21 protein-coding genes are annotated in these 20,626 nt (G+C 27.0%); 20 read left to right on the forward strand and 1 reads right to left on the reverse strand.

Annotated elements, in window-relative coordinates; all coding sequences use genetic code 11:
* Positions 1–38: 38 nt before the first annotated feature.
* The 10 genes from deoC (at position 39) to holA (ending at position 9,680) form a co-directional block, all read left to right on the forward strand.
* Entirely contained in the window at positions 39–713 is a 675-nt protein-coding gene (deoC, locus tag AC4FQW_RS00455) for a deoxyribose-phosphate aldolase (RefSeq protein ID WP_303128417.1), read from the forward strand.
* Positions 714–887: 174 nt separating this feature from the next.
* Entirely contained in the window at positions 888–3,176 is a 2,289-nt protein-coding gene (locus AC4FQW_RS00460; protein WP_491146762.1) for an AAA family ATPase, read from the forward strand.
* A gap of 155 nt (positions 3,177–3,331) precedes the next feature.
* The gene (gene spoIIAA, locus AC4FQW_RS00465; RefSeq protein WP_303128591.1) at positions 3,332–3,667 is read left to right on the forward strand and encodes an anti-sigma F factor antagonist; all 336 of its coding nucleotides are present in this window, start codon (positions 3,332–3,334) and stop codon (positions 3,665–3,667) included.
* A 15-nt stretch (positions 3,668–3,682) separates the two neighbouring features.
* The gene (spoIIAB, locus tag AC4FQW_RS00470) at positions 3,683–4,117 is read left to right on the forward strand and encodes an anti-sigma F factor (RefSeq protein ID WP_491146763.1); all 435 of its coding nucleotides are present in this window, start codon (positions 3,683–3,685) and stop codon (positions 4,115–4,117) included.
* Positions 4,118–4,126: 9 nt separating this feature from the next.
* Positions 4,127–4,882 (forward strand): RNA polymerase sporulation sigma factor SigF, encoded by a 756-nt coding sequence (sigF, locus tag AC4FQW_RS00475; protein WP_491146764.1) that lies wholly within the window; start codon positions 4,127–4,129, stop codon positions 4,880–4,882.
* Positions 4,883–5,019: 137 nt separating this feature from the next.
* Positions 5,020–5,457, forward strand: a complete 438-nt coding sequence (gene spoVAC / locus AC4FQW_RS00480) for a stage V sporulation protein AC (RefSeq protein ID WP_303128594.1) — start codon at positions 5,020–5,022, stop codon at positions 5,455–5,457.
* 7 nt (positions 5,458–5,464) lie between these two features.
* On the forward strand, positions 5,465–6,499 hold the full coding sequence (gene spoVAD, locus AC4FQW_RS00485) for a stage V sporulation protein AD (RefSeq protein ID WP_491146765.1): 1,035 nt from the start codon (positions 5,465–5,467) through the stop codon (positions 6,497–6,499).
* A 19-nt stretch (positions 6,500–6,518) separates the two neighbouring features.
* The gene (gene spoVAE / locus AC4FQW_RS00490; protein WP_491146766.1) at positions 6,519–6,872 is read left to right on the forward strand and encodes a stage V sporulation protein AE; all 354 of its coding nucleotides are present in this window, start codon (positions 6,519–6,521) and stop codon (positions 6,870–6,872) included.
* Positions 6,873–6,927: 55 nt separating this feature from the next.
* Positions 6,928–8,622 (forward strand): ComEC/Rec2 family competence protein, encoded by a 1,695-nt coding sequence (locus tag AC4FQW_RS00495; RefSeq protein ID WP_491146767.1) that lies wholly within the window; start codon positions 6,928–6,930, stop codon positions 8,620–8,622.
* Positions 8,623–8,645: 23 nt separating this feature from the next.
* Positions 8,646–9,680 (forward strand): DNA polymerase III subunit delta, encoded by a 1,035-nt coding sequence (gene holA / locus AC4FQW_RS00500; RefSeq protein WP_491146768.1) that lies wholly within the window; start codon positions 8,646–8,648, stop codon positions 9,678–9,680.
* A 110-nt stretch (positions 9,681–9,790) separates the two neighbouring features.
* Here holA and rpsT read toward each other — a convergent pair whose 3' ends face one another.
* Positions 9,791–10,054, reverse strand: a complete 264-nt coding sequence (gene rpsT / locus AC4FQW_RS00505) for a 30S ribosomal protein S20 (RefSeq protein ID WP_024615134.1) — start codon at positions 10,052–10,054, stop codon at positions 9,791–9,793.
* 173 nt (positions 10,055–10,227) lie between these two features.
* Here rpsT and gpr point away from each other — a divergent pair, with 173 nt between their 5' ends.
* The 10 genes from gpr (at position 10,228) to dnaK (ending at position 20,626) form a co-directional block, all read left to right on the forward strand.
* Positions 10,228–11,202 carry a GPR endopeptidase gene (gene gpr / locus AC4FQW_RS00510; protein WP_303128439.1) on the forward strand — a complete coding sequence of 325 codons (975 nt, stop codon included), beginning with the start codon at positions 10,228–10,230 and terminating at the stop codon, positions 11,200–11,202.
* 70 nt (positions 11,203–11,272) lie between these two features.
* Positions 11,273–12,331 (forward strand): stage II sporulation protein P, encoded by a 1,059-nt coding sequence (locus AC4FQW_RS00515; RefSeq protein WP_491146769.1) that lies wholly within the window; start codon positions 11,273–11,275, stop codon positions 12,329–12,331.
* A gap of 70 nt (positions 12,332–12,401) precedes the next feature.
* The gene (locus AC4FQW_RS00520; protein ID WP_303128443.1) at positions 12,402–12,773 is read left to right on the forward strand and encodes a sporulation-related protein NgaS; all 372 of its coding nucleotides are present in this window, start codon (positions 12,402–12,404) and stop codon (positions 12,771–12,773) included.
* A gap of 127 nt (positions 12,774–12,900) precedes the next feature.
* Positions 12,901–14,706, forward strand: a complete 1,806-nt coding sequence (lepA, locus tag AC4FQW_RS00525; RefSeq protein ID WP_491146770.1) for a translation elongation factor 4 — start codon at positions 12,901–12,903, stop codon at positions 14,704–14,706.
* 125 nt (positions 14,707–14,831) lie between these two features.
* Positions 14,832–15,107, forward strand: a complete 276-nt coding sequence (locus AC4FQW_RS00530; RefSeq protein ID WP_303128448.1) for a hypothetical protein — start codon at positions 14,832–14,834, stop codon at positions 15,105–15,107.
* Between the two features lie 82 nt (positions 15,108–15,189).
* Complete coding sequence (locus tag AC4FQW_RS00535) at positions 15,190–15,630, forward strand: hypothetical protein (RefSeq protein WP_303128451.1); 441 nt, start codon at positions 15,190–15,192, stop codon at positions 15,628–15,630.
* A 103-nt stretch (positions 15,631–15,733) separates the two neighbouring features.
* On the forward strand, positions 15,734–16,858 hold the full coding sequence (gene hemW / locus AC4FQW_RS00540; protein WP_303128454.1) for a radical SAM family heme chaperone HemW: 1,125 nt from the start codon (positions 15,734–15,736) through the stop codon (positions 16,856–16,858).
* A gap of 172 nt (positions 16,859–17,030) precedes the next feature.
* Positions 17,031–18,062, forward strand: coding sequence for a heat-inducible transcriptional repressor HrcA (gene hrcA, locus AC4FQW_RS00545; RefSeq protein ID WP_303128456.1), 1,032 nt, complete (start codon positions 17,031–17,033; stop codon positions 18,060–18,062).
* Positions 18,063–18,085: 23 nt separating this feature from the next.
* On the forward strand, positions 18,086–18,697 hold the full coding sequence (gene grpE, locus AC4FQW_RS00550; protein WP_303128458.1) for a nucleotide exchange factor GrpE: 612 nt from the start codon (positions 18,086–18,088) through the stop codon (positions 18,695–18,697).
* A gap of 72 nt (positions 18,698–18,769) precedes the next feature.
* Positions 18,770–20,626, forward strand: a complete 1,857-nt coding sequence (dnaK, locus tag AC4FQW_RS00555) for a molecular chaperone DnaK (RefSeq protein WP_491146771.1) — start codon at positions 18,770–18,772, stop codon at positions 20,624–20,626.

Consider the following 20,626-nt stretch of genomic DNA (forward strand, 5'->3'; position numbering starts at 1 on the left):
TAATCACATTAGAGTAATTATGTAAAGGAGTGCAAAAAATGAATAAAAAAGAATTAGCAAAAATGATAGACCATACATTATTGAAACCTGAAGCAACAAGTGAAGGAATTAAGAAGCTATGTGAAGAAGCAGTAAAATATAATTTTGCATCTGTATGTGTTAATCCAGGAAGAGTAAAAGAAGCATATGAAATAGTTAAAAATAGTGAAGTTAAAGTATGTACAGTTATAGGATTCCCTTTAGGAGCTACAACTACTGAAGTAAAAGTTTTTGAAACAAAAGATGCTATCCAAAATGGAGCAACTGAAGTAGATATGGTTATAAATGTTGGAAGACTTAAAGATAAAGATTATGATTTTGTAAAAGAAGATATAAAAGCTGTAGTAGAAGCTGCTAAAGGAAAGGCTTTAACTAAAGTTATAATTGAAACTTGTCTTTTAACAGATGAAGAAAAAGTTATAGCTTGTAAATTATCAAAGGAAGCTGGAGCTGATTTTGTTAAAACTTCAACTGGATTCTCAACAGGTGGAGCTACAGGAGAAGATATTAAGCTTATGAGAGAAACTGTAGGAGAGAATATGGGAGTTAAAGCATCAGGTGGTGTAAGATCATTAGAAGATGCTTTAGTTATGATTGAAAATGGAGCTACAAGAATAGGAGCTTCTGCTTCAATAGCAATATGTGAAGGAACAGAGTCAGATAGTACGTATTAATACGTATTAATTTAAAACGTTTTAAAATCCTTAAGAAAAAATTCTTAAGGATTTTTTTTATTTTCAAAAATTATATCTAAAATGAAATAACTAGAATATTAATATAATATACAAATATAAAATAAGGAGGAATTATCTAAATTTACTAAAGGTGAATTTAGTAAAAGCATTAGTATGAAGAAAGAATTAACTCTAAAAGAAATAATTTATGATTTGGAATATGTTAACGAAGGGGATGGGGTAACTATTAAGGATATTCCAGAAATAAATACTCCTTACAATGAAATAAAGGCTGCCCTTAATATAAGGAGGCAAGGATATAACTTGTATATTATAGATTCATTTTCAAAAGATAAGATAGATGGGTTAGTTAATTTCATAGATAATGAATATAAGTCTTTAAAGCCTCCTTCAGATATATGCTATGCAACTATTAAAGATATAAAAAGTCCATTTCCTATATTTGTTTCTAATGGAAAGGGGAAAAGCTTAAAAAAAGAAATAAAAAAATTAAAAGAAGAGTATATGATAAATTTTTTAGAATTTTTCAATATGTCATCAGATGATGAGAAAGATGAAATTGTAGAAAATATACATCTTAAAAGAAATAAATATATAGGGGAATTAGTTGAGGTTGCAAAGCAAGATGGATTTGATGTTAAAGCAACTTCAGGAGGGTTTGCATTCATTCCATTAAACGAAGGAGAAGTAATGACAGAGAAGGAGTATGATGAACTAGATATTAAAGATAAAGATATAATAATTCAAAAAGCTAGCAAACTTAAAGAAAGAGCAGAAATTATATTAGATGATTTAAAAGATTTAGAAGTTAATTCAATGGAAAGGATAAAAGTTATATTTAGGGAATATATAAATGAACGAATGGAAAACTTAAAGGATGATCTTCTTTTAGATTTTATAGGAGATGACGATGTATATAATTATTTAATAGCTTTATATGAAAGTATAGAAGACGAACTTATAGAAAATTACAGTATAGATTTAGAAGATGAGGATGAAACAGTTGAAAAGATTTTGTCAAAATACAATATTGAAGTTATTGTAGATAATTCAAAAAATAATCATCCTTTAGTAATATATGAAGATGATCCAAATATAGCGAACCTTATAGGGAATATAGAATATGAAAGTCAAAATGGTAATTATACCACAGATCTTTCACTAATAACTGCAGGTTCACTTCTTAAGGCAAATGAAGGCTGTTTAATAATAAGACTTAATAAACTTATTCAAAATGGTAATAGTTATTATCAACTTAAAAATTCATTGATGTCTGGAAAAGTGAACTTAGATAGTAATAGAAATTATTTAGAATTACTATCTATAAATGGATTAAAGCCTAAGGCAATACCTATAGATGTAAAAGTTATAATCATAGGAGATTATGAAAGTTATTCAATTTTATATAATCATGATGAAGAATTCAAAAGTTTATTTCCGTTAAAATGTGAAATAAAAACTGAAATTGGGAATGTAAAAAATATAATTAATGAATTAGTAGAATTTATAAAAGATAGAATTAAGAAAAAAGAATTACTAGATTTAGATAATGAAGGAATAAAAGTTTTATTAAGGTATTTAACAAGAACAGCTTCAAATAGAGAAAAGATAAATATAGATGAATTTAAAATAGATACTATATTAGTAAGAGCAGATAATATAGCAAGAATAAAGAAGGAAAATAAAATATTAAAAGAATTTATAGAAGAAGTAATATATGAGAAAGACAGCATAATTGATGAATATGCTGATATGTATAAAGAAAATAAAATCTTTATAAAGACAGATGGAAGATGTATAGGGAATGTAAATGGACTTGCTGTATTAGATACTGGAATTTTTAGTTTCGGAAAGCCTTTAAGAATAACATGCTTAGCATTAAAAGGTGAAGGTAATGTTATTGATATTCATAAAGAATCAAAGTTAAGTGGTAAAATTCATGAAAAATCAATAAAAATATTAACAGGGTTATTATATAGTTTAGTATCACCATATAAAAAGTTACCTATAAATCTTCATTTAAGTTTTGAACAAAGCTACGGACTTATAGAAGGCGATAGTGCTTCAGTTGCAGAAATGATAGCTATGTTATCTGCTATAAGTAAAATTGGAGTAGATCAACGTATAGCTGTTACAGGATCTTTAAATCAATTTGGAGAAGTACAGCCTATAGGTGGAGTAAATGAAAAAATAGAGGGATTTTTTAATGTATGTAAAAGAACTACAGGTATTAAAGGAAAAGGGGTTTTAATACCATCTACTAATAAAGACGAATTAGTATTAAATAAGGAAGTTGAACAAGCTATAAAAAATGGGGACTTTCATATATACGAAATGGAAACAATAAATGATGCAATAGAAACATTAATATTAGATAATGATGAAACTGTAGAAGATTTTTATAAAAAAATAAATAAAGAAATAGAAAAATATAATAATTAATAGATTGTTATAAGGAGCAAAAACTGCTCCTTATTTTTTAAAAATATATAAAATATGTAAAGTAATTGACTTGAAAGAAAGTTATATGTTAAAATATGGAAGAAAAGGGTGATGAGGAGGTGAATTACTCTAAAGGGAACTTTAGGGTATTATGTATGTATCTTAAATTTAATATTATAGAAAACAAGTTGATTGCTCATCTTATTGGCGAGTTAGATCACCATAGTTCTCAAGAAGTTAGAGTTAAAATTGATGATAGAATAGACAGAGATAACATAACAAATGTTATATTAGATTTTAGTAAAGTAACATTTATGGATAGTTCAGGAATTGGTGTTGTTGTAGGACGATATAAAAAGGTTTCTGCAAATGGAGGTAATATTTGCGTTGCTAATGTAAGTAAAAGTGTAAATAGAGTTTTTGAATTATCTGGATTATTTAAAATTATAAAAAACTTTAATACTGTAGATGAGGCAGTAAGGTGCATTTAATGGAGGGGTTTTATAATGTACGATAATAAAATAAGTATTGAATTTTTAAGCAAATCTGAAAACGAAGGTTTCGCAAGAGTTGCAGTATCAGCTTTTGTTTCTCAATTAGATCCCACAATAGAGGAGCTTACAGATATTAAAACAGCTGTTTCAGAAGGTGTAACTAATTCTATTATTCACGGATATGAAAATAAGGAAGATGGTAATGTAAGAATTGATGCCTCAATTTCTGGAACTTTAGTTGAAATAATAATATCAGATTTTGGTGTAGGAATAGAAAATGTTGAAAAGGCAAAAGAACCTTTATACACTTCAAGACCGGATCTTGAAAGATCAGGAATGGGATTTACGGTTATGGAAAGTTTTATGGATAGTTTGGAAGTATATAGTGAAAAAGGAAAAGGTACAAGGGTTGTTATGAAGAAAAATATTGATACTGAAATAGATTAGGGGAAAAATATGAGTATTGAGAATTATAAAAGAGAGGAATTTAATTATGATGACAATTCTGAATTGTTGCCTTTAGCTAAAAATGGTGATAAAAAGGCATTAGACAGATTAATTGAAATGAATTTACCGTTGGTATCATCTATAAGCAAAAAGTTTTCTAATAGAGGATACGATTATGAAGATATATATCAAATTGGCTCGATAGGTCTTGTAAAAGCTATAAAAAATTTTGATGAATCATTTAATGTTAAATTTTCAACATATGCAGTTCCTATGATTATAGGAGAAATAAAAAGATTTTTAAGAGATGATGGAATTATAAAGGTAAGTAGAAATGTAAAAACATTAGCGAGAAAATTACATTATGCTAAAGAAGAGCTTACCAAAAAGTTAAATAGAGAACCTACTATAGATGAATTATCAGAGTATTCATCTATAGATAAGGAAGAGATTATAATTGCATTAGAGTCATCATCAAGCATGCAATATTTGTATGATACTATACATCAAGATGATGGTGCACCAGTACTTCTTATAGATAAAATAAGTGAAAATGCTGAAGAAGATTCTGAAATGATAGAAAGAATAGCGCTTAAAGAAGCTATGGGAACATTAGATGTAAAGTCAAGACAAATTATAATACTTAGATATTTTAAAGATAAAACCCAGGTACAAGTAGCAAAAATGTTAGGTATAAGTCAAGTTCAGGTATCTAGAATAGAAAAAAAAGTATTATCTAAAATGAAAGAAAAATTGTCAGATTAGAATGAGATTTTAAAATCTCATTCTTTTTTTATGAAAATATTAATTATAAGAATTAGATTAATTATTTTACAAATAATAATGATATATATTTTTGAAAGGAGAGAATAGGTTTGAAAAGAAAAAATAATAAAGAAAATATGGTAAAAGAAAAATTTAAAAAAATAACTAAAGAAACTGAACCTAAACCTCAGCTTACAAGACATTGTATAAGAGCTTTTATAGTTGGAGGATTAATTTGTGATGTTGGTCAGTTAGTATCAGATATATTTTTAAGAATTGGATATTCAAAAGATGAAGTATCAAGTATAACAGCAATAATAATGGTATTTTTAGGAGCTTTATTAACGGGAGTTGGTATATATGATAAGATTGCAAATTATGGAGGAGCTGGTACTGTTGTACCAATAACTGGTTTTGCAAATGCTGTTGTTGCACCAGCTATCGAATTTAAAACAGAAGGTTTTGTCTTTGGAGTTGCAGCGAAAATATTTACAATAGCTGGACCAGTATTAGTTTATGGAATAGGATCATCTGTAATAATTGGATTAATATACTATTTAATAAAAATATTTTAATTAGCTTATGAATGGAGGCATTAATGTGAATAATATAAAAAAAGTAGGAGGGCAAACTGTAAAATTAAAAAATCCTCCTAAAATAATTTCAGCTTTTTCAATTGTTGGACCAAAAGAAGGGGAAGGACCATTAAAATCATATTTTGATCAAGTATTAAATGATGAAACTTATGGTAAAGAAAGTTATGAAAAAGCTGAAAGTGAAATGATGTATACATCAATAAAAGAATCTATAAGAAGAGCAAATTTAAAAGAAGAAGATATAGATTATATGTTTTCAGGAGATTTATTAAATCAAATAATTTCATCAAGTTTTGCAGCAAGAGAGTTAAATATACCTTTTTTTGGACTTTATGGTGCATGTTCAACCATGTCAGAATCCTTAAGTCTAGCATCTCTTATAATAGATGGAGGATTTGCAAATTATGTAGTAGCAGCTACTTCATCTCACTTTTGTGCTGCTGAAAGACAATTTAGATTTCCTTTAGAATATGGTGCTCAGAGATGTAAAACAGCTCAATGGACTGTAACAGGATCTGGTGCAATGGTTCTTGGGAAAGAAGGGAATTTTCCTAAAATAACATATGTTACTACTGGAGTAGTAAAAGATTATGGAATAAAGGATGCTAACAATATGGGAGCTGCAATGGCGCCAGCTGCTGTTGATACTATATATAATCATTTCAAAGATACGGAAAGAACAGCAAAAGATTATGACATAATAGCAACAGGAGATCTTGGAAAAGTAGGTAAGGAAATATGTGATAAGTTGATATTAGAATATGGATATGATATAAGAAATAATCATGTAGATTGTGGAGATATAATATTTAACAATGAACTTCAAGGCACAGAGGCTGGTGGAAGTGGATGTGGATGTTCAGCAACAGTTACATGTGGATATATATATAAAAAATTAATGAGAAAAGAAATAAAGAGTGCTCTTATAATATCAACAGGTGCTTTAATGAGTACAACATCATCTCTTCAAGGAGAAAGTATACCTGGTATAGCACATGCTGTAGCTATAGAGATGGATTAAGGAAGGAGATAAATAAAATATGGATTACATAAAAGCATTTATAATTGGGGGGATTATATGCGTTATAGCTCAAATTTTAATGGATAAAACTAAACTTACACCAGGAAGAATTTTAGTTTTATTTGTAACGATAGGAGCAGTATTAGGAGCCTTTGGTATATATGACAAACTTATAGATTTTGCAGGAGCGGGAGCAACAATACCATTGCCTGGCTTTGGAAATTCTTTGGCTAAATCAGCTATAAAAGAAGTTGATAAAATAGGATTTTTTGGAGCTTTTAGTGGGGGTATAAAAGGAGCGGCAGCAGGAATAACAGCGGCTATAATTTTTGGTTACATAATGGCAATTATTTTTAAGCCTAAAAGTAAATAAATTTAGAATAAATTTTATAATTAATTGTCTATACTCACTATTAGAGGTGAGCTAATTGAACATAAATAAAATAGGAAAAGTAAGGTTACCTATTATATATATTGCAGTATCTTTACTTTTTAGTAGTATATATTATAAATATTTTGATAATGATATTTGGCTAGCTATCACCATAGTTAGCCTTTTCTTTTTATGGGTTATATTAAAAGAGGGAGCTGAATTTTTTATATTTACGATTATTATATTTATAATTGGAATAACTATAAATATAAATTTTTATAATTTAAAAATAAATAACATTGAAAAGATAAGAATAGAAAAATTATATTCTTATGGTGGTATAGGAAATATAAAAGGAAGAGAAGTATTTATTAAGGGAGATATATCTAATTTAAAAGAAGGAGTAGTAATAAAGTGCAAAGGAATATTTGAAAGAAAATTAGATAAAAAGCGTGGAAGAATAGGAAATTATGAAATAAAAAAATGGACTATAGATAATAATGATATAAATACAAAACTTTCTAATATAAGAGAAAAGTTTAAAGAAAAACTTGAAAATAATATTGGAATTAGAAAGGCAAGTCTTATAACATCAATTACTTTTGGAAAAGATAAAGTTTTAGATTTTGAAGATCAAGAAGATATGAAAAGATTTGGAATTATACATGCATTAAGTGTATCAGGGCTTCATATAGGGGTTATATTTTTAATTATGAAAAAGTTATTTAAAGAAAAATTTGCACTTTTAATAACATTTTTTTATGTAATTATGACTGGTATGGCTTTTTCAAGTGTAAGGGCATTTATTATGTTGTTTATTATAAACTTGGGAGTAATTTTAAAAAGGAGATATAATCATATATGTAGTTTGGCATTAAGCTCTATAATAATATTTTTAATATCTCCATATTGCATATTTGAAGTTGGATTTTTATTATCATTTGGAGCAACTATTGGTATTATATTATACAACAAAACTTTAAATAAAAAATTTTATAAATTACCTAAGGTAATTAGAGAAACTTTAAGTATATCATTAAGTGCTCAATTATTTACTTTACCAATACTTATAATATTTTTTAATGAAATATCTATAGGATTTATTATAGGAAATTTAATACTTATTCCTATAATAAATTTAATATTAACAATAAGCATAATATCAGTACTTTTTATAAATATAGATTTTCTATTTAATTATATTAGTTTTATATTAAAAAATATTATAATAATTTTTGATAATATAAGTGAATTATTTTTAGAAATCACACCTAATCTGATGTATATAAATGAGTATTATGGATATTTTTATATTAGTCTTTTAATAACATTTTTTATATACAACAGAGGATATAAGAAAATTATTATATTACCTTTATCATATATAGTTTTTATAACAATTAGTTTATATAGTATAAATCCTAAAATAGAGTATAAATATAAAGATACACTTTTAGTTTCGTATAAAGGAAAAAGAATTTTATTATCTAATGATAATATTGATGTAAATAAAATGAAATCTGTATATGCTTCTAATAATTATTATAAGAATACAAAAAGAATAGTAATAAAAGAAAATTGCTTTTTAGAAGCTTTTAATAAAGATTATATATTAAATGTAAATGAAACTAAATATTATTTAAACATGAGTTTTAATAATAAAAGCAATATTAAATATGATATAATTAATTTCAAAGAAGATGATGTTACTAGTATAGTTATATTAGGAGAAAAAATATTAGTAAGATAGATTTTACTTGAAAGGTGATTAGCTTGATAAATTATGAAACGTTAGAAAAAGATATAAAGGTTGGGAATATAAAAAATTCTTATATTTTTTGTGGACCAGATGAAGAACTTATAAAAGAAGCCATAGGTAAGGTTGTAAGTCCATATATTGATGAAAATTTAAAAGATTTAAATTTAATAAAATTTGATGGGGTTCAATGTGAATTTGATGAAATAGTAAATGCTTGTGAAACATTACCATTTATGGCTGAAAAAAAAGTAGTCATTGTATATAGATGTCCATTTTTAAAAGAAAAATTAGATGCTTCAAATAAAAGTTTTTATAATAGTATGAAAGAATATTTAAAAGATATGCCAGGTCATACAATATTAGTTTTATACCATGTATTCGGAGATAAAAGAGATACTTTAAAGAAAAATAAAAATATAATGGCTCTTGATAAGATTACTACTATTGTACAAATAGATAAGTTAAAAAGGGATGGATTTTATAAGAGAGTAGACAATATATTTAAAACAAATAAAAAAAATATAAATAAAGTAGAACTTAGATATTTTTGTGAGAAGATTCCTATGAATTTAGAGATTGCACAAAAGGAAGTAAGTAAATTAGTTGATTATACTGTAGGAAGAGAAATAACTAAAAGAGATATTGATATGCTAATACCTAATAAAAGTGAAGATGATGTATTTGATTTAGTTGATTTAGTATCACAAAAAAAAATAGAAAGAGCTCTTGATATACTAAATGAACTATTATTTAAAGCAGATCAACATATGTTAATAATTACATCTATACAAAATCAGTTTAAAAGATTATATGATATAAAAGTTGGATTATCATTAGGAAAAAAAATAAATGATTTTGTAAGTGAATATAGAATACCACAATTTGTTGTTGAAAAACTTGTAGCACAAAGTAATAAGTTTTCTTTAAAACAATTAGAAAAAATATTACAGCTTTGTGTAGAAGTAGATAAAAATTTAAAAAGTGGTTTAGGAGATAAAAAGTCAGAGCTAGAATTATTTTTAATAAATATAGCAATGGTGAAAAAATAAAAAAACACCTCAGAAATTTCTGGGGTGTTTTTATTTCTTGAAAATATTTATTCAAGATAAAAGTTGTAGAAAGTAAATAACCGACCGTTAAAGGTCGGTTTATGTTACTACTATGCCATAGCGTTTAACTTTGCAGCTAGTCTTGACTTCTTTCTAGCAACCATGTTCTTGTGAAGAACTCCTTTTGAAGCAGCCATGTCTAAAGCTTTAGTAGCTTGAACGAAAGCAGCTTTAGCTTCTTCAGCGTTATTAGCAGCGATTGCAGCTTCTAACTTCTTTATTTCAGTTTTTAAAGCTGATTTAACCATTCTATTTCTTAAAGTTTTAGTTTGAGTAACTTTAATTCTTTTTTTAGCTGATTTTATGTTTGCCATTACTTTTCACCCCCTCTAAATTTTATAGGGCCTCTCTGCAGTTTTGGGGAATCTGCGTACGAGTTTACATTCAACAAACCATATTATAGCATTGAAATTTATTATATTCAAGTATTAAATTTAAACAAAAAGGAAAAATAATTTTGAAAGTATAAAATTAAAGAGGTGACATTATGTTGAATTTTAGAACAGACCTTGCAATTGAAGCTAAGGAAAACTATTCAAAAGCTCATAAAGGTGAGATCGATGGTGTTATTGTAAATGAAGAAGTAATTAGTGATAGTAAGATTACAACAGTAAAAATAAAAAATAATGAAGGTGCAAAAAAATTAGAAAAACCTATAGGAACATATATAACTATAGACATTCCAGAATATACAATATATGATGGAGAATTAATGGATAATGTTTCAGAAACTGTAGGTATAACTCTTAAAAAATTAGTTGATATTGATGAAAAAAAGACAGCTTTAGTAGTTGGACTTGGAAACTGGAAGGTAACTCCAGATGCTTTAGGGCCAAAGGTTGTAGAGAAGATAATGATAACAAGACATTTAAAAGAAGTTATTCCAGAGTCTATAGATGATTCTATAATACCTGTTTGTGCTATTGCACCTGGGGTTTTGGGGATAACAGGAATAGAAACAGGAGAAATAATAAAAGCACTTGTGGAAAAAATACATCCAGATTTGGTTATATGTATAGATGCATTAGCTTCAAGAAAAATAGAAAGAGTAAATAGAACTATACAAATAAGCGATACAGGAATATCACCAGGTGCTGGTGTTAATAATCATAGAATGCTTATAAATGAAGAGACATTAGGTGTTAAGGTTATAGCTATAGGAGTTCCAACAGTTGTTGATGCAGCAACTATTGCAAATGATAGTATAGATTTAGTAATAGATGAACTTATAAGCAAATCAGAAAAAGGATCAGAATTTTATAATATGATAAAAGGTGTAGATAAATATGAAAAAGGAATGCTTATAAAAGAATTACTTAATCCTTATGTTGGGGATTTAATGGTTACTCCAAAGGAAGTAGATCAAGTGATAGATTCTTTATCAAAAATAATTGCAAATGGTGTAAATATTGCAGTTCAACCTAATTTAGAAATGGAAGATATAAATAAATTTATGAATTAAAAATTAAATAAAGATATAATAATTATGTAAATTCCCTCATATACTTTTAAAAGTGAGGAGGGGATAGAGTGTGGGTTTAAATAGTAATAATTTAAGGCGAAAAAGCTCTATGGATATAGGAATAATGATTTTACTTGTATGCCTAGTGATATTTTTTGGTAGATGTATATATATAATGAAAAATAATAGTGAAAGAGGCGGATTAGCTTACGTTGAACTTCTAAATTTTTCAATGCCTTTAGTCAAAACTCAAGTTTATGATGAAGAAGCTTATTATGAAAATAATTTTTCATTAAAAAATATAGCATTAGAGGCACTTGGTTTATCAGACTTAAGTTTAGAAAAGCTAGTAAGCAATGAAATTCCAATGTTTAAAATAGATGATTATGTAAAAGAGAATAAAGAAGATTCAGGATATAGTCCTTTTGAACTTGATTCTGAATCTATAATAAAATATACAAGTGAAGAAAAAAATAATTTATATAACCCAAAACTTAAAAAAGAGTTAAATCAGTCTAAGCCTGAGGTTTTAATTTATCATACTCATACAGGAGAAGGTTATTCAGAAACAAAGAACTTTACTGATGATAGTAATCATAATGTAGTTGGAGTTGGAGAAATTATTACAAAAGAGTTAGAAGAAAATTATGGTATATCAGTAATACATGATAAAACTGTACATGATGTTTCGTATAATGATAGTTATAATAGATCAAGAGATACGGTAAAAAAATATTATGATAAATATGGAGATAATTTTAAATTAGTAATCGATATTCATAGAGATGGTATAGATAAAAAGAAAGCAACAAATAGAACTAAAGATTTATTTACAGTAAATATAAATAAGCAAAGTATGGCAAGAATAATGTTTTTAAATACAAGAGGAAGTTCTAAATTTAGTTCTAATGAAAAGATGAGGAAAAAATTATATAATATTGCAAATTCTTTATATCCATGTCTTGTAACAAGTGAAACATGGAACAGGGGAATTAATTTACTTAATCAAGATATATTAAGTAATTCAATATTATTTGAAGTTGGGTCTAATATAAATACATCAAAGGAAGCAATGACGTCAGCTAAATATATTGCAAGAGTTATAGCAGAATATATAAACGGTAAGTAATTAATAATGAGTACTTTTGCATAAAAGTTTTATAAAGTGTCTATTATTTAAAATAAGTGAGGTGAACTTTATGAAATTAAAAAAGTACTCAATAATTATATTTTCGGTAGTTATAGTATTATTAGCTTTTTTTAGCTTAATAAAAGTAAATATAATAAATACAAAATCATTATCTCCAGTTGGTAACACTGATGATAATAAAAAAATTGTTAATACAGAGTTTGGTGAAGATTTTAATAATTTTATTCAAGATAATGCAGATGTTAAAATATATAATAAGGAAAACGGAGATTATTTATTGAATATAAATGATAATAATTTAAGAATTAAGAAAGAATCTGAATTAGTTAACTTTATAAAAGATAAATTTTATAAAGTTACAGATAGTTTAAAAAGCGTAATAATAAATATACAAAATTTAATACAAAAATTAATATCTTAAAATAAAGGCAGTTATATACCCTATAAATATTGACACTACCTAAGGAAAGTATGATATAATTTAGCTTGACTTTAATATATGGGGGTGAAATAACTGCTTTCTTACATAAGAAGGGCAGATTTTATATATGAAAAATTATAGACAAAAATTTATTAGAAATTTTTCAATAGTAGCACATATAGACCATGGTAAATCAACATTAGCAGATAGATTATTAGAAATTACAGGTACTTTAACAAAAAGAGAAATGGAAGAACAAGTACTTGATAATATGGAACTTGAAAGAGAAAGAGGAATAACAATAAAGTCTCAAGCTGCAAGACTTATATATAGAAAAGATAATGGAGAAGAGTATATATTAAATCTTATAGACACTCCAGGTCATGTAGACTTTACATATGAAGTATCAAGAAGTTTAGCTGCTTGTGAAGGGGCTGTATTAGTTGTTGATGCAACTCAAGGTATTCAAGCTCAAACATTAGCAAATTGTTATTTAGCATTAGACAATGATTTGGAAATAACACCTGTTATAAATAAAATAGATCTTCCATCAGCAAGACCTGATGAAATAAAACAAGAAATAGAAGATGTAATAGGTATTCCAGCAGAAGATGCTCCAATGATATCTGCAAAAACAGGATTAAATGTAGAAGAAGTATTAGAAGCTGTTGTGCGTGATATACCAGCTCCAAATGGAGATGAAGAAGCTCCGCTTAAAGCTTTAGTTTTTGATTCATATTATGATACATATAAAGGTGTTGTAAGTTATGTAAGAATTATAGATGGTACTGTAAAAAGAGGAACTAAAATAAAGTTTATGGCAACTAATAAAGTTTATGATGTAACTGAAGTTGGTGTATTTACTCCAGGCTTTTTACCAGTTAATGAATTAAAAGCTGGAGATGTTGGATACATTACAGCATCTATAAAAAATGTAAAGGATGCTAGAGTTGGTGATACTATAACTGAAAGTGGAAGAGAAACTAAAGATGCGCTTCCAGGTTATAAACCAGCAATTCCAATGGTATACTCAGGTATATATCCAGTAGATGGAGCAAAGTATGAAGAACTTAAAGAAGCACTTGAAAAGTTACAAATAAATGATGCAGCTTTAAATTTTGAACCTGAAACATCAGTAGCATTAGGTTTTGGATTTAGATGTGGATTTTTAGGTCTTTTACATATGGAAATAATTCAAGAGAGAATAGAAAGAGAATTTAATCTTGATATTATTACAACAGCACCATCAGTTATATACAAAATAAAGAAAACTGATGGAACAGTTTTAGATATAACAAATCCAACAAATCTACCAGAAATGAGTGAAGTAGATTATATGGAAGAACCTATTGTTAAAGCTTCAATAATTACTCCAACTGAATATGTAGGAGCTGTTATGGAACTTTGCCAAGAGAGAAGAGGAACATATATTGATATGCAATATATGGAAGAAACAAGAGCTGTAATTAATTATGATATACCTCTAAATGAAATAGTTTATGATTTTTTTGATACATTAAAATCAAAAACTAGAGGTTATGCATCATTAGATTATGAATTTAAAGGATACGAAAAAGCAGAGCTTTGTAAGCTTGATATTCTTTTAAATGGTGATGTAGTTGATGCTCTTTCAATGATAGTTCCAAAAGAAAGAGCTTATCATAAAGGTAGAGGAATAGCTGAAAAGCTTAAAGAAATTATTCCAAGACAACTTTTTGAAGTTCCAATACAAGCAGCTATTGGTTCAAAGATAATAGCTAGAGAAACAGTAAAGGCTATGAGAAAAGATGTTTTAGCTAAATGTTATGGCGGAGATATTTCAAGAAAGAGAAAACTTCTTGAAAAACAAAAAGAAGGTAAGAAGAGAATGAGACAAGTGGGTTCAGTTGAAGTTCCACAAGAAGCATTTATGTCAATATTAAAAGTAGATTAATTTATAGAGTCTAATACATTTTGTATTAGACTCTTATTTTTAATTTAAATAACATTTAATATGTGGAATTATTTATATCTTTTTGAATATACATTACTATAAGAAATTACGGAGGTGTGTATATTATGATAGAAATTAATTTAAGAGATGTAAATATAAAGTGTAAAAAGTTAAGAAAAGAAGGAATAATAACAGGTACACTAAAAAGAATAAACGGAGAAATAATTCCTATAAGTTTAAAAGGAAATAAAATAGATTCTTATATATTAAATAATGGATTCAATGAAGATTTAAAAGTAGTATTAAATGGAGAAGAAATAGTAACAAAAATTTATAGAGTTCAGAAAAATCTTCTTATTCACAATATAGATAATATAGATATATGGGAAAAGAAATGTTAAAATATGTTTAAGATATAATAAGGTTAAGTGAATTTTTAGTAAATATAAGGTATAATAAAACAAAGGAAAAGGAGGTTTATTAATGTTTTTAAAAGAGTTAAACAATAAAGAAGCAATAGCTTTTATAAATTTAGTAAATGAGTTTGCTAACATAGATCATGTACTTGCAAGAGAAGAAAAGAGACTAATAAAAGATTATTTGAAAGAACTTAATTTAGATTTAAGTAAAATTGGTGCGGTGTCTTATGATGAAGCACTAGAAATTTTAAAAAATAGTAAAGAAAGAATAAAAAGAATAGTTTATTTTGAATTAGTAGGATTAGCTTTAGTAGATGGTAATTATGGTGAAGTTGAAGTAGATTATTTAGATAAAATAGCAACTGATCTTGATATTAATAGATCACAAAAAATTGCCTTTGCAAATTATTTTTATAATTTTAAAGATATACATGACTTCTCAGTAATAGAAACTGAAAGCAAAGAACTTGAAAATTTAAAGAGACAAGCAGAAGCGTTATTATAAAATAATTTTTAAAATAAAGGGGAATCTAATTTAATAAGGATTAGATTCTTCTTTTTTGTTATAATAAATAAAATATATAAATATAGAGAAGAAGGTGATAAGGATGAAAGAAATTTCACTATATGTGCATATTCCTTTTTGTAAGCAGAAATGTCTTTATTGTGATTTCCCATCTTATGCAGGAAAAGAAAATTTAGAAGATAGTTATATAGATTCATTGATTAAAGAAATAAATTTAAAATGTAAAGGTAAAATTATAAAAACTTTATTTATAGGGGGAGGAACTCCTTCATACCTAAAAGAAGAAAATTTAAATAATTTATTAGTATGTTTAAACAGTTTAAAGTATAAAGAAGGTTCAGAAAAAACCATAGAATGTAATCCAGGAACTTTAACAAGTGAAAAGCTTAAAATAATTAAGGATAATGGTATAAATAGAATTAGTATGGGACTTCAAACTACAAATAATAATTTATTAAAAAAAATAGGAAGAATACATACAATGAAAGAATTTGAGGAAAATTATAATAGGGCAAGAGAATTCGGGTTTAATAATATAAATATAGATATAATGTTTGGACTTCCAAATCAAAGTGTATTAGATTATAAAAAGAGTTTAGAAGATATAGTAAAATTAAATCCAGAACATATATCTTGTTATAGTTTAATAATAGAACAAGGAACACCTTTTTATAATATGAATGAAAAGGGATTATTAAAATTACCAACTGAAGACGAAGAAAGGAAAATGTATAACATAACAAAGGATATATTAAAATCTAATGGTTATCATCAGTATGAAATATCAAATTACTCAAAGGAAAATAAAGAGTGCGAGCATAATAAAATTTATTGGAAACTTGAAGAGTATATAGGGGTAGGTGTATCTGCAAGCTCATATATAGATAGTAACAGAATAAAAAATATAGATGATATAAAAGAATACATAAATAAAATAAATAATAAAGAAGCAGTAGAAGAATCTATTATTAAAAATAGTAAAAAAGAAGATATGGAAGAATTTATGTTTTTAGGGCTTAGATTGATTAAAGGAATAGATAAAAATAATTTTAAGAGAAAGTTTGATAAAAATATAGAGGATGTATATGGTGATGTTATAAATAAAAATATAAAAAAAGGACTAATAGAGGATAAAGATAACTATATATATTTAACTTCTAAAGGTGTAGAAGTATCAAATTACGTTATGAGTGAATTTATTAAATAGTGATAGAAAAATGAAGCAATTAAAAGAAAAATAAATATAATATCATATAAATATCTTTAAAAGTTAAAATAAAGCAAATATTCTCGTTGACAAAAATATGTAACGAGAATATTATTTAAATATAGTCATTAGCACTCGTTGTTAGTGAGTGCTAACAAGTAGAGGTGATGATATGGTTATTGATGATAGAAAGATAAAAATATTAGAAGCTATTATCAATGATTACATTAAGACTGGTGAACCTGTTGGATCTAGAACAATAGCTAAAAACTATAATTTGGGTGTTGGTTCTGCAACAATAAGAAATGAAATGGCAGATTTAGAGGATATGGGGTACTTAGAACAACCTCATACTTCAGCAGGAAGAGTTCCATCTAGCAAAGGATATAGACTATATGTAGATAGTTTGATGGATAAACCAATTTTAAGTAAAGAAGAAGATTTAAAAATAAGAGAGTATGTTATAAACTCAGCAATGCTTGAGGTTAATAAGATAGTTAAAAATGCAAGTACTTTACTTTCAGAATTAACTCATCTTACATGTGTTGTAAAAACACCATCTCTTAGTATGAGTTGTATAAAATCAATTCAACTTATGAGAGTTGATAGTTCAAGTTTATTAGCAGTAATAGTTACTGATGGTGGACTTATAAAAAATCAAATAATAAAAGTAGATAAAGTACCTTCAATAAATATATTAAATAAGATGAATGAAGTATTAAATAAACGACTTGTAAATCTATCTATAGATGAAATTAACTTAGAAGTTATAAATCATTTAAAAATAGGTTTAGATGGTCAAGATGAAGTATTTAATGCAATAATTCCAGCACTTTATCAGTGCCTAAAAGAAGACGATACTTCAAGAGTTTTTATGGAAGGTGCAACTAATATATTCAACTTTCCTGAGTATAATGACATAGAAAATGCAAAAAGAATATTATCACTTCTTCATAATAAAGATTGCGTTGTGGAACTAATAGAACCTGAAAGCGATATAACAATAAAGATTGGTGATGAAAATTATCTTCCAGAAGCAAAAGAGTGTAGTGTTATATCAGCTGAGTATTCTTTAGGAGATAATGCAAAAGGTACTATTGGACTTATAGGACCTAGAAGAATTGATTATTCAAAGGTAATTGCAATAATGGCACAAGTCATGAAAGAGCTTAATCAAACTCTTAAAGGACAGTCTAAAAAATAAGAGAGACGAGGTGTGGGCAAAAAGTGAAAGAAAATTTAGAAAATCAAGAACAAGAAGTTAAAAATGAGGAAAACATAGTAGCTGAAGAAGAAATGACAAAAGAAAATTTAGATTCATCAAATGAAGAAGAGTTAAAAGAAGAGTCTCAAGTGGAAGATAATAAAGAAGAGGATGAGTTAAAAATGTTTAAAAAGACAAAGGAAGAAAATAAAAAGCTACAAAATGAACTTGAGACTTTAAAGGACAGACTTTTAAGACTTACAGCTGAATATGATAATTATAGAAAAAGAACAACAAAAGAAAAAGAAGGAATTTACACAGATGCATGTGTAGATGTATTAAAGGAAATAATTCCAAACCTTGATAACCTTGAAAGAGCTATCGAAGCTGATGGTAGTGTAGAAGATATGAAAAAAGGATTAGAAATGACACTTAAAGGTTTTAGAGGATCTCTAGAAAAGTTAGGTGTTGAAGAAATTATAACAGAAGAAGGTTTTGATCCTAATATGCATCAAGCAGTAATGCATATTCAAGATGAGAACTTTGGAGAAAATCAAGTAGCTGAAGTTTTCATGAAAGGTTATAAAAGAGGAGACAAAGTTATAAGACACTCTGTTGTAAAAGTTGCAAACTAAAAATAACATTTTAAAATATATTAAATTTAGAATTTAAATCAAATGAAAGTTTGAGTTAAGGAGGAATATATTATGGCAAAAATTATAGGAATTGACTTAGGAACTACAAATTCATGTGTAGCAGTTATGGAAGGTGGAGAACCTGTAGTTATAACTAACTCAGAAGGAGCAAGAACAACTCCATCAGTTGTTTCATTCCAAGCAAATGGAGAAAGACTAGTTGGTCAAGTTGCTAAAAGACAAGCGATTACAAATCCAGACAAAACAATAATCTCAATAAAGAGACATATGGGAACAGATTATAAGGTTGATATAGATGGAAAGAACTATACACCACAAGAAATATCAGCAATGGTACTTCAAAAATTAAAAGCAGATGCAGAAAGTTACTTAGGAGAAAAAGTAAATCAAGCAGTTATCACTGTTCCTGCATACTTTAATGATGCTCAAAGACAAGCAACAAAAGATGCTGGTAAAATAGCAGGACTTGAAGTGTTAAGAATAATAAATGAACCAACAGCAGCAGCTTTAGCTTATGGATTAGATAAAACAGAAGCAGAAGAAAAGGTATTAGTATATGACCTAGGTGGTGGTACTTTTGATGTATCTATACTAGAACTTGGCGATGGAGTATTTGAAGTACTATCAACAAATGGAGATACTCACTTAGGTGGAGATGACTTTGATAACAAAATAATGGACTATATTGCAGATACATTTAAAGCAGAAAATGGTATAGATTTAAGAGAAGATAAGATGGCACTTCAAAGATTAAAAGAAGCAGCTGAAAAAGCTAAAATTGAATTATCATCATCAACACAAACAAATATTAACTTACCATTTATAACAGCAGATGCAACAGGTCCTAAACATATAGATATGAATTTAACTAGAGCTAAATTCAATGAATTAACTCATGATTTAGTTCAAAGATCAATTGAACCAATGAAAAAAGCATTACAAGATGCATCATTATCAGTAAAAGACATTGATAAAGTATTATTAGTTGGTGGATCAACAAGAATACCAGCTGTTCAAGAAGCAGTTAAAAACTTTATAGGAAAAGAACCTTCAAAGGGAGTTAACCCAGATGAATGTGTTGCAATAGGTGCAGCTATTCAAGCAGGTGTATTAACAGGGGAAGTTAAAGACGTATTATTATTAGATGTTACACCATTAACATTAGGAATTGAAACTTTAGGAGGAGTTGCTACTCCACTTATAGAAAGAAATACAACAATTCCAGCTAAGAAGAGTCAAGTATTCTCAACAGCTGCAGATGGTCAAACATCAGTTGAAATTCACGTAGTTCAAGGTGAAAGACAAATGGCTGCTGATAATAAAACTTTAGGAAGATTTACATTATCAGGAATTGCACCAGCTCCAAGAGGAATTCCTCAAATCGAAGTTACATTTGATATAGATGCTAACGGTATAGTTAATGTATCAGCTATGGATAAAGGAACTGGTAAAGAAGCAAATATTACAATAACAGCATCAACTAACTTAACTGATGATGAAGTAGATAAGGCTGTTAAAGAAGCTGAAAAATTTGCTGAAGAAGACAAGAAGAGAAAAGAAACAATAGAAGTTAAAAATAATGCAGATCAAGTCGTTTATCAAACAGAAAAAACTTTAGAAGAACTTGGAGATAAAGTTTCAGCAGAAGATAAAGCAAAGGTTACTGAAAAATTAGAAGCTGTTAAGAAAGTTAAAGATGGAGACGATTTAGAAGCTATTAAGACTGCTGTTGATGAATTAACAAAAGAATTCTATGCAATTTCATCAAAAATATATCAAGAAGCAGGAGCACAAGGTGGAGCTCAAGGATTTGATCCAAATAACATGGGTGGAGCTCAAGGATCTCAAGAAGCACCACATGATGATAATGTTGTAGATGCAGATTTTAAAGTAGAAGATGATAAGTAG

Source organism: Clostridium sp. TJA085, assembly GCF_058310235.1.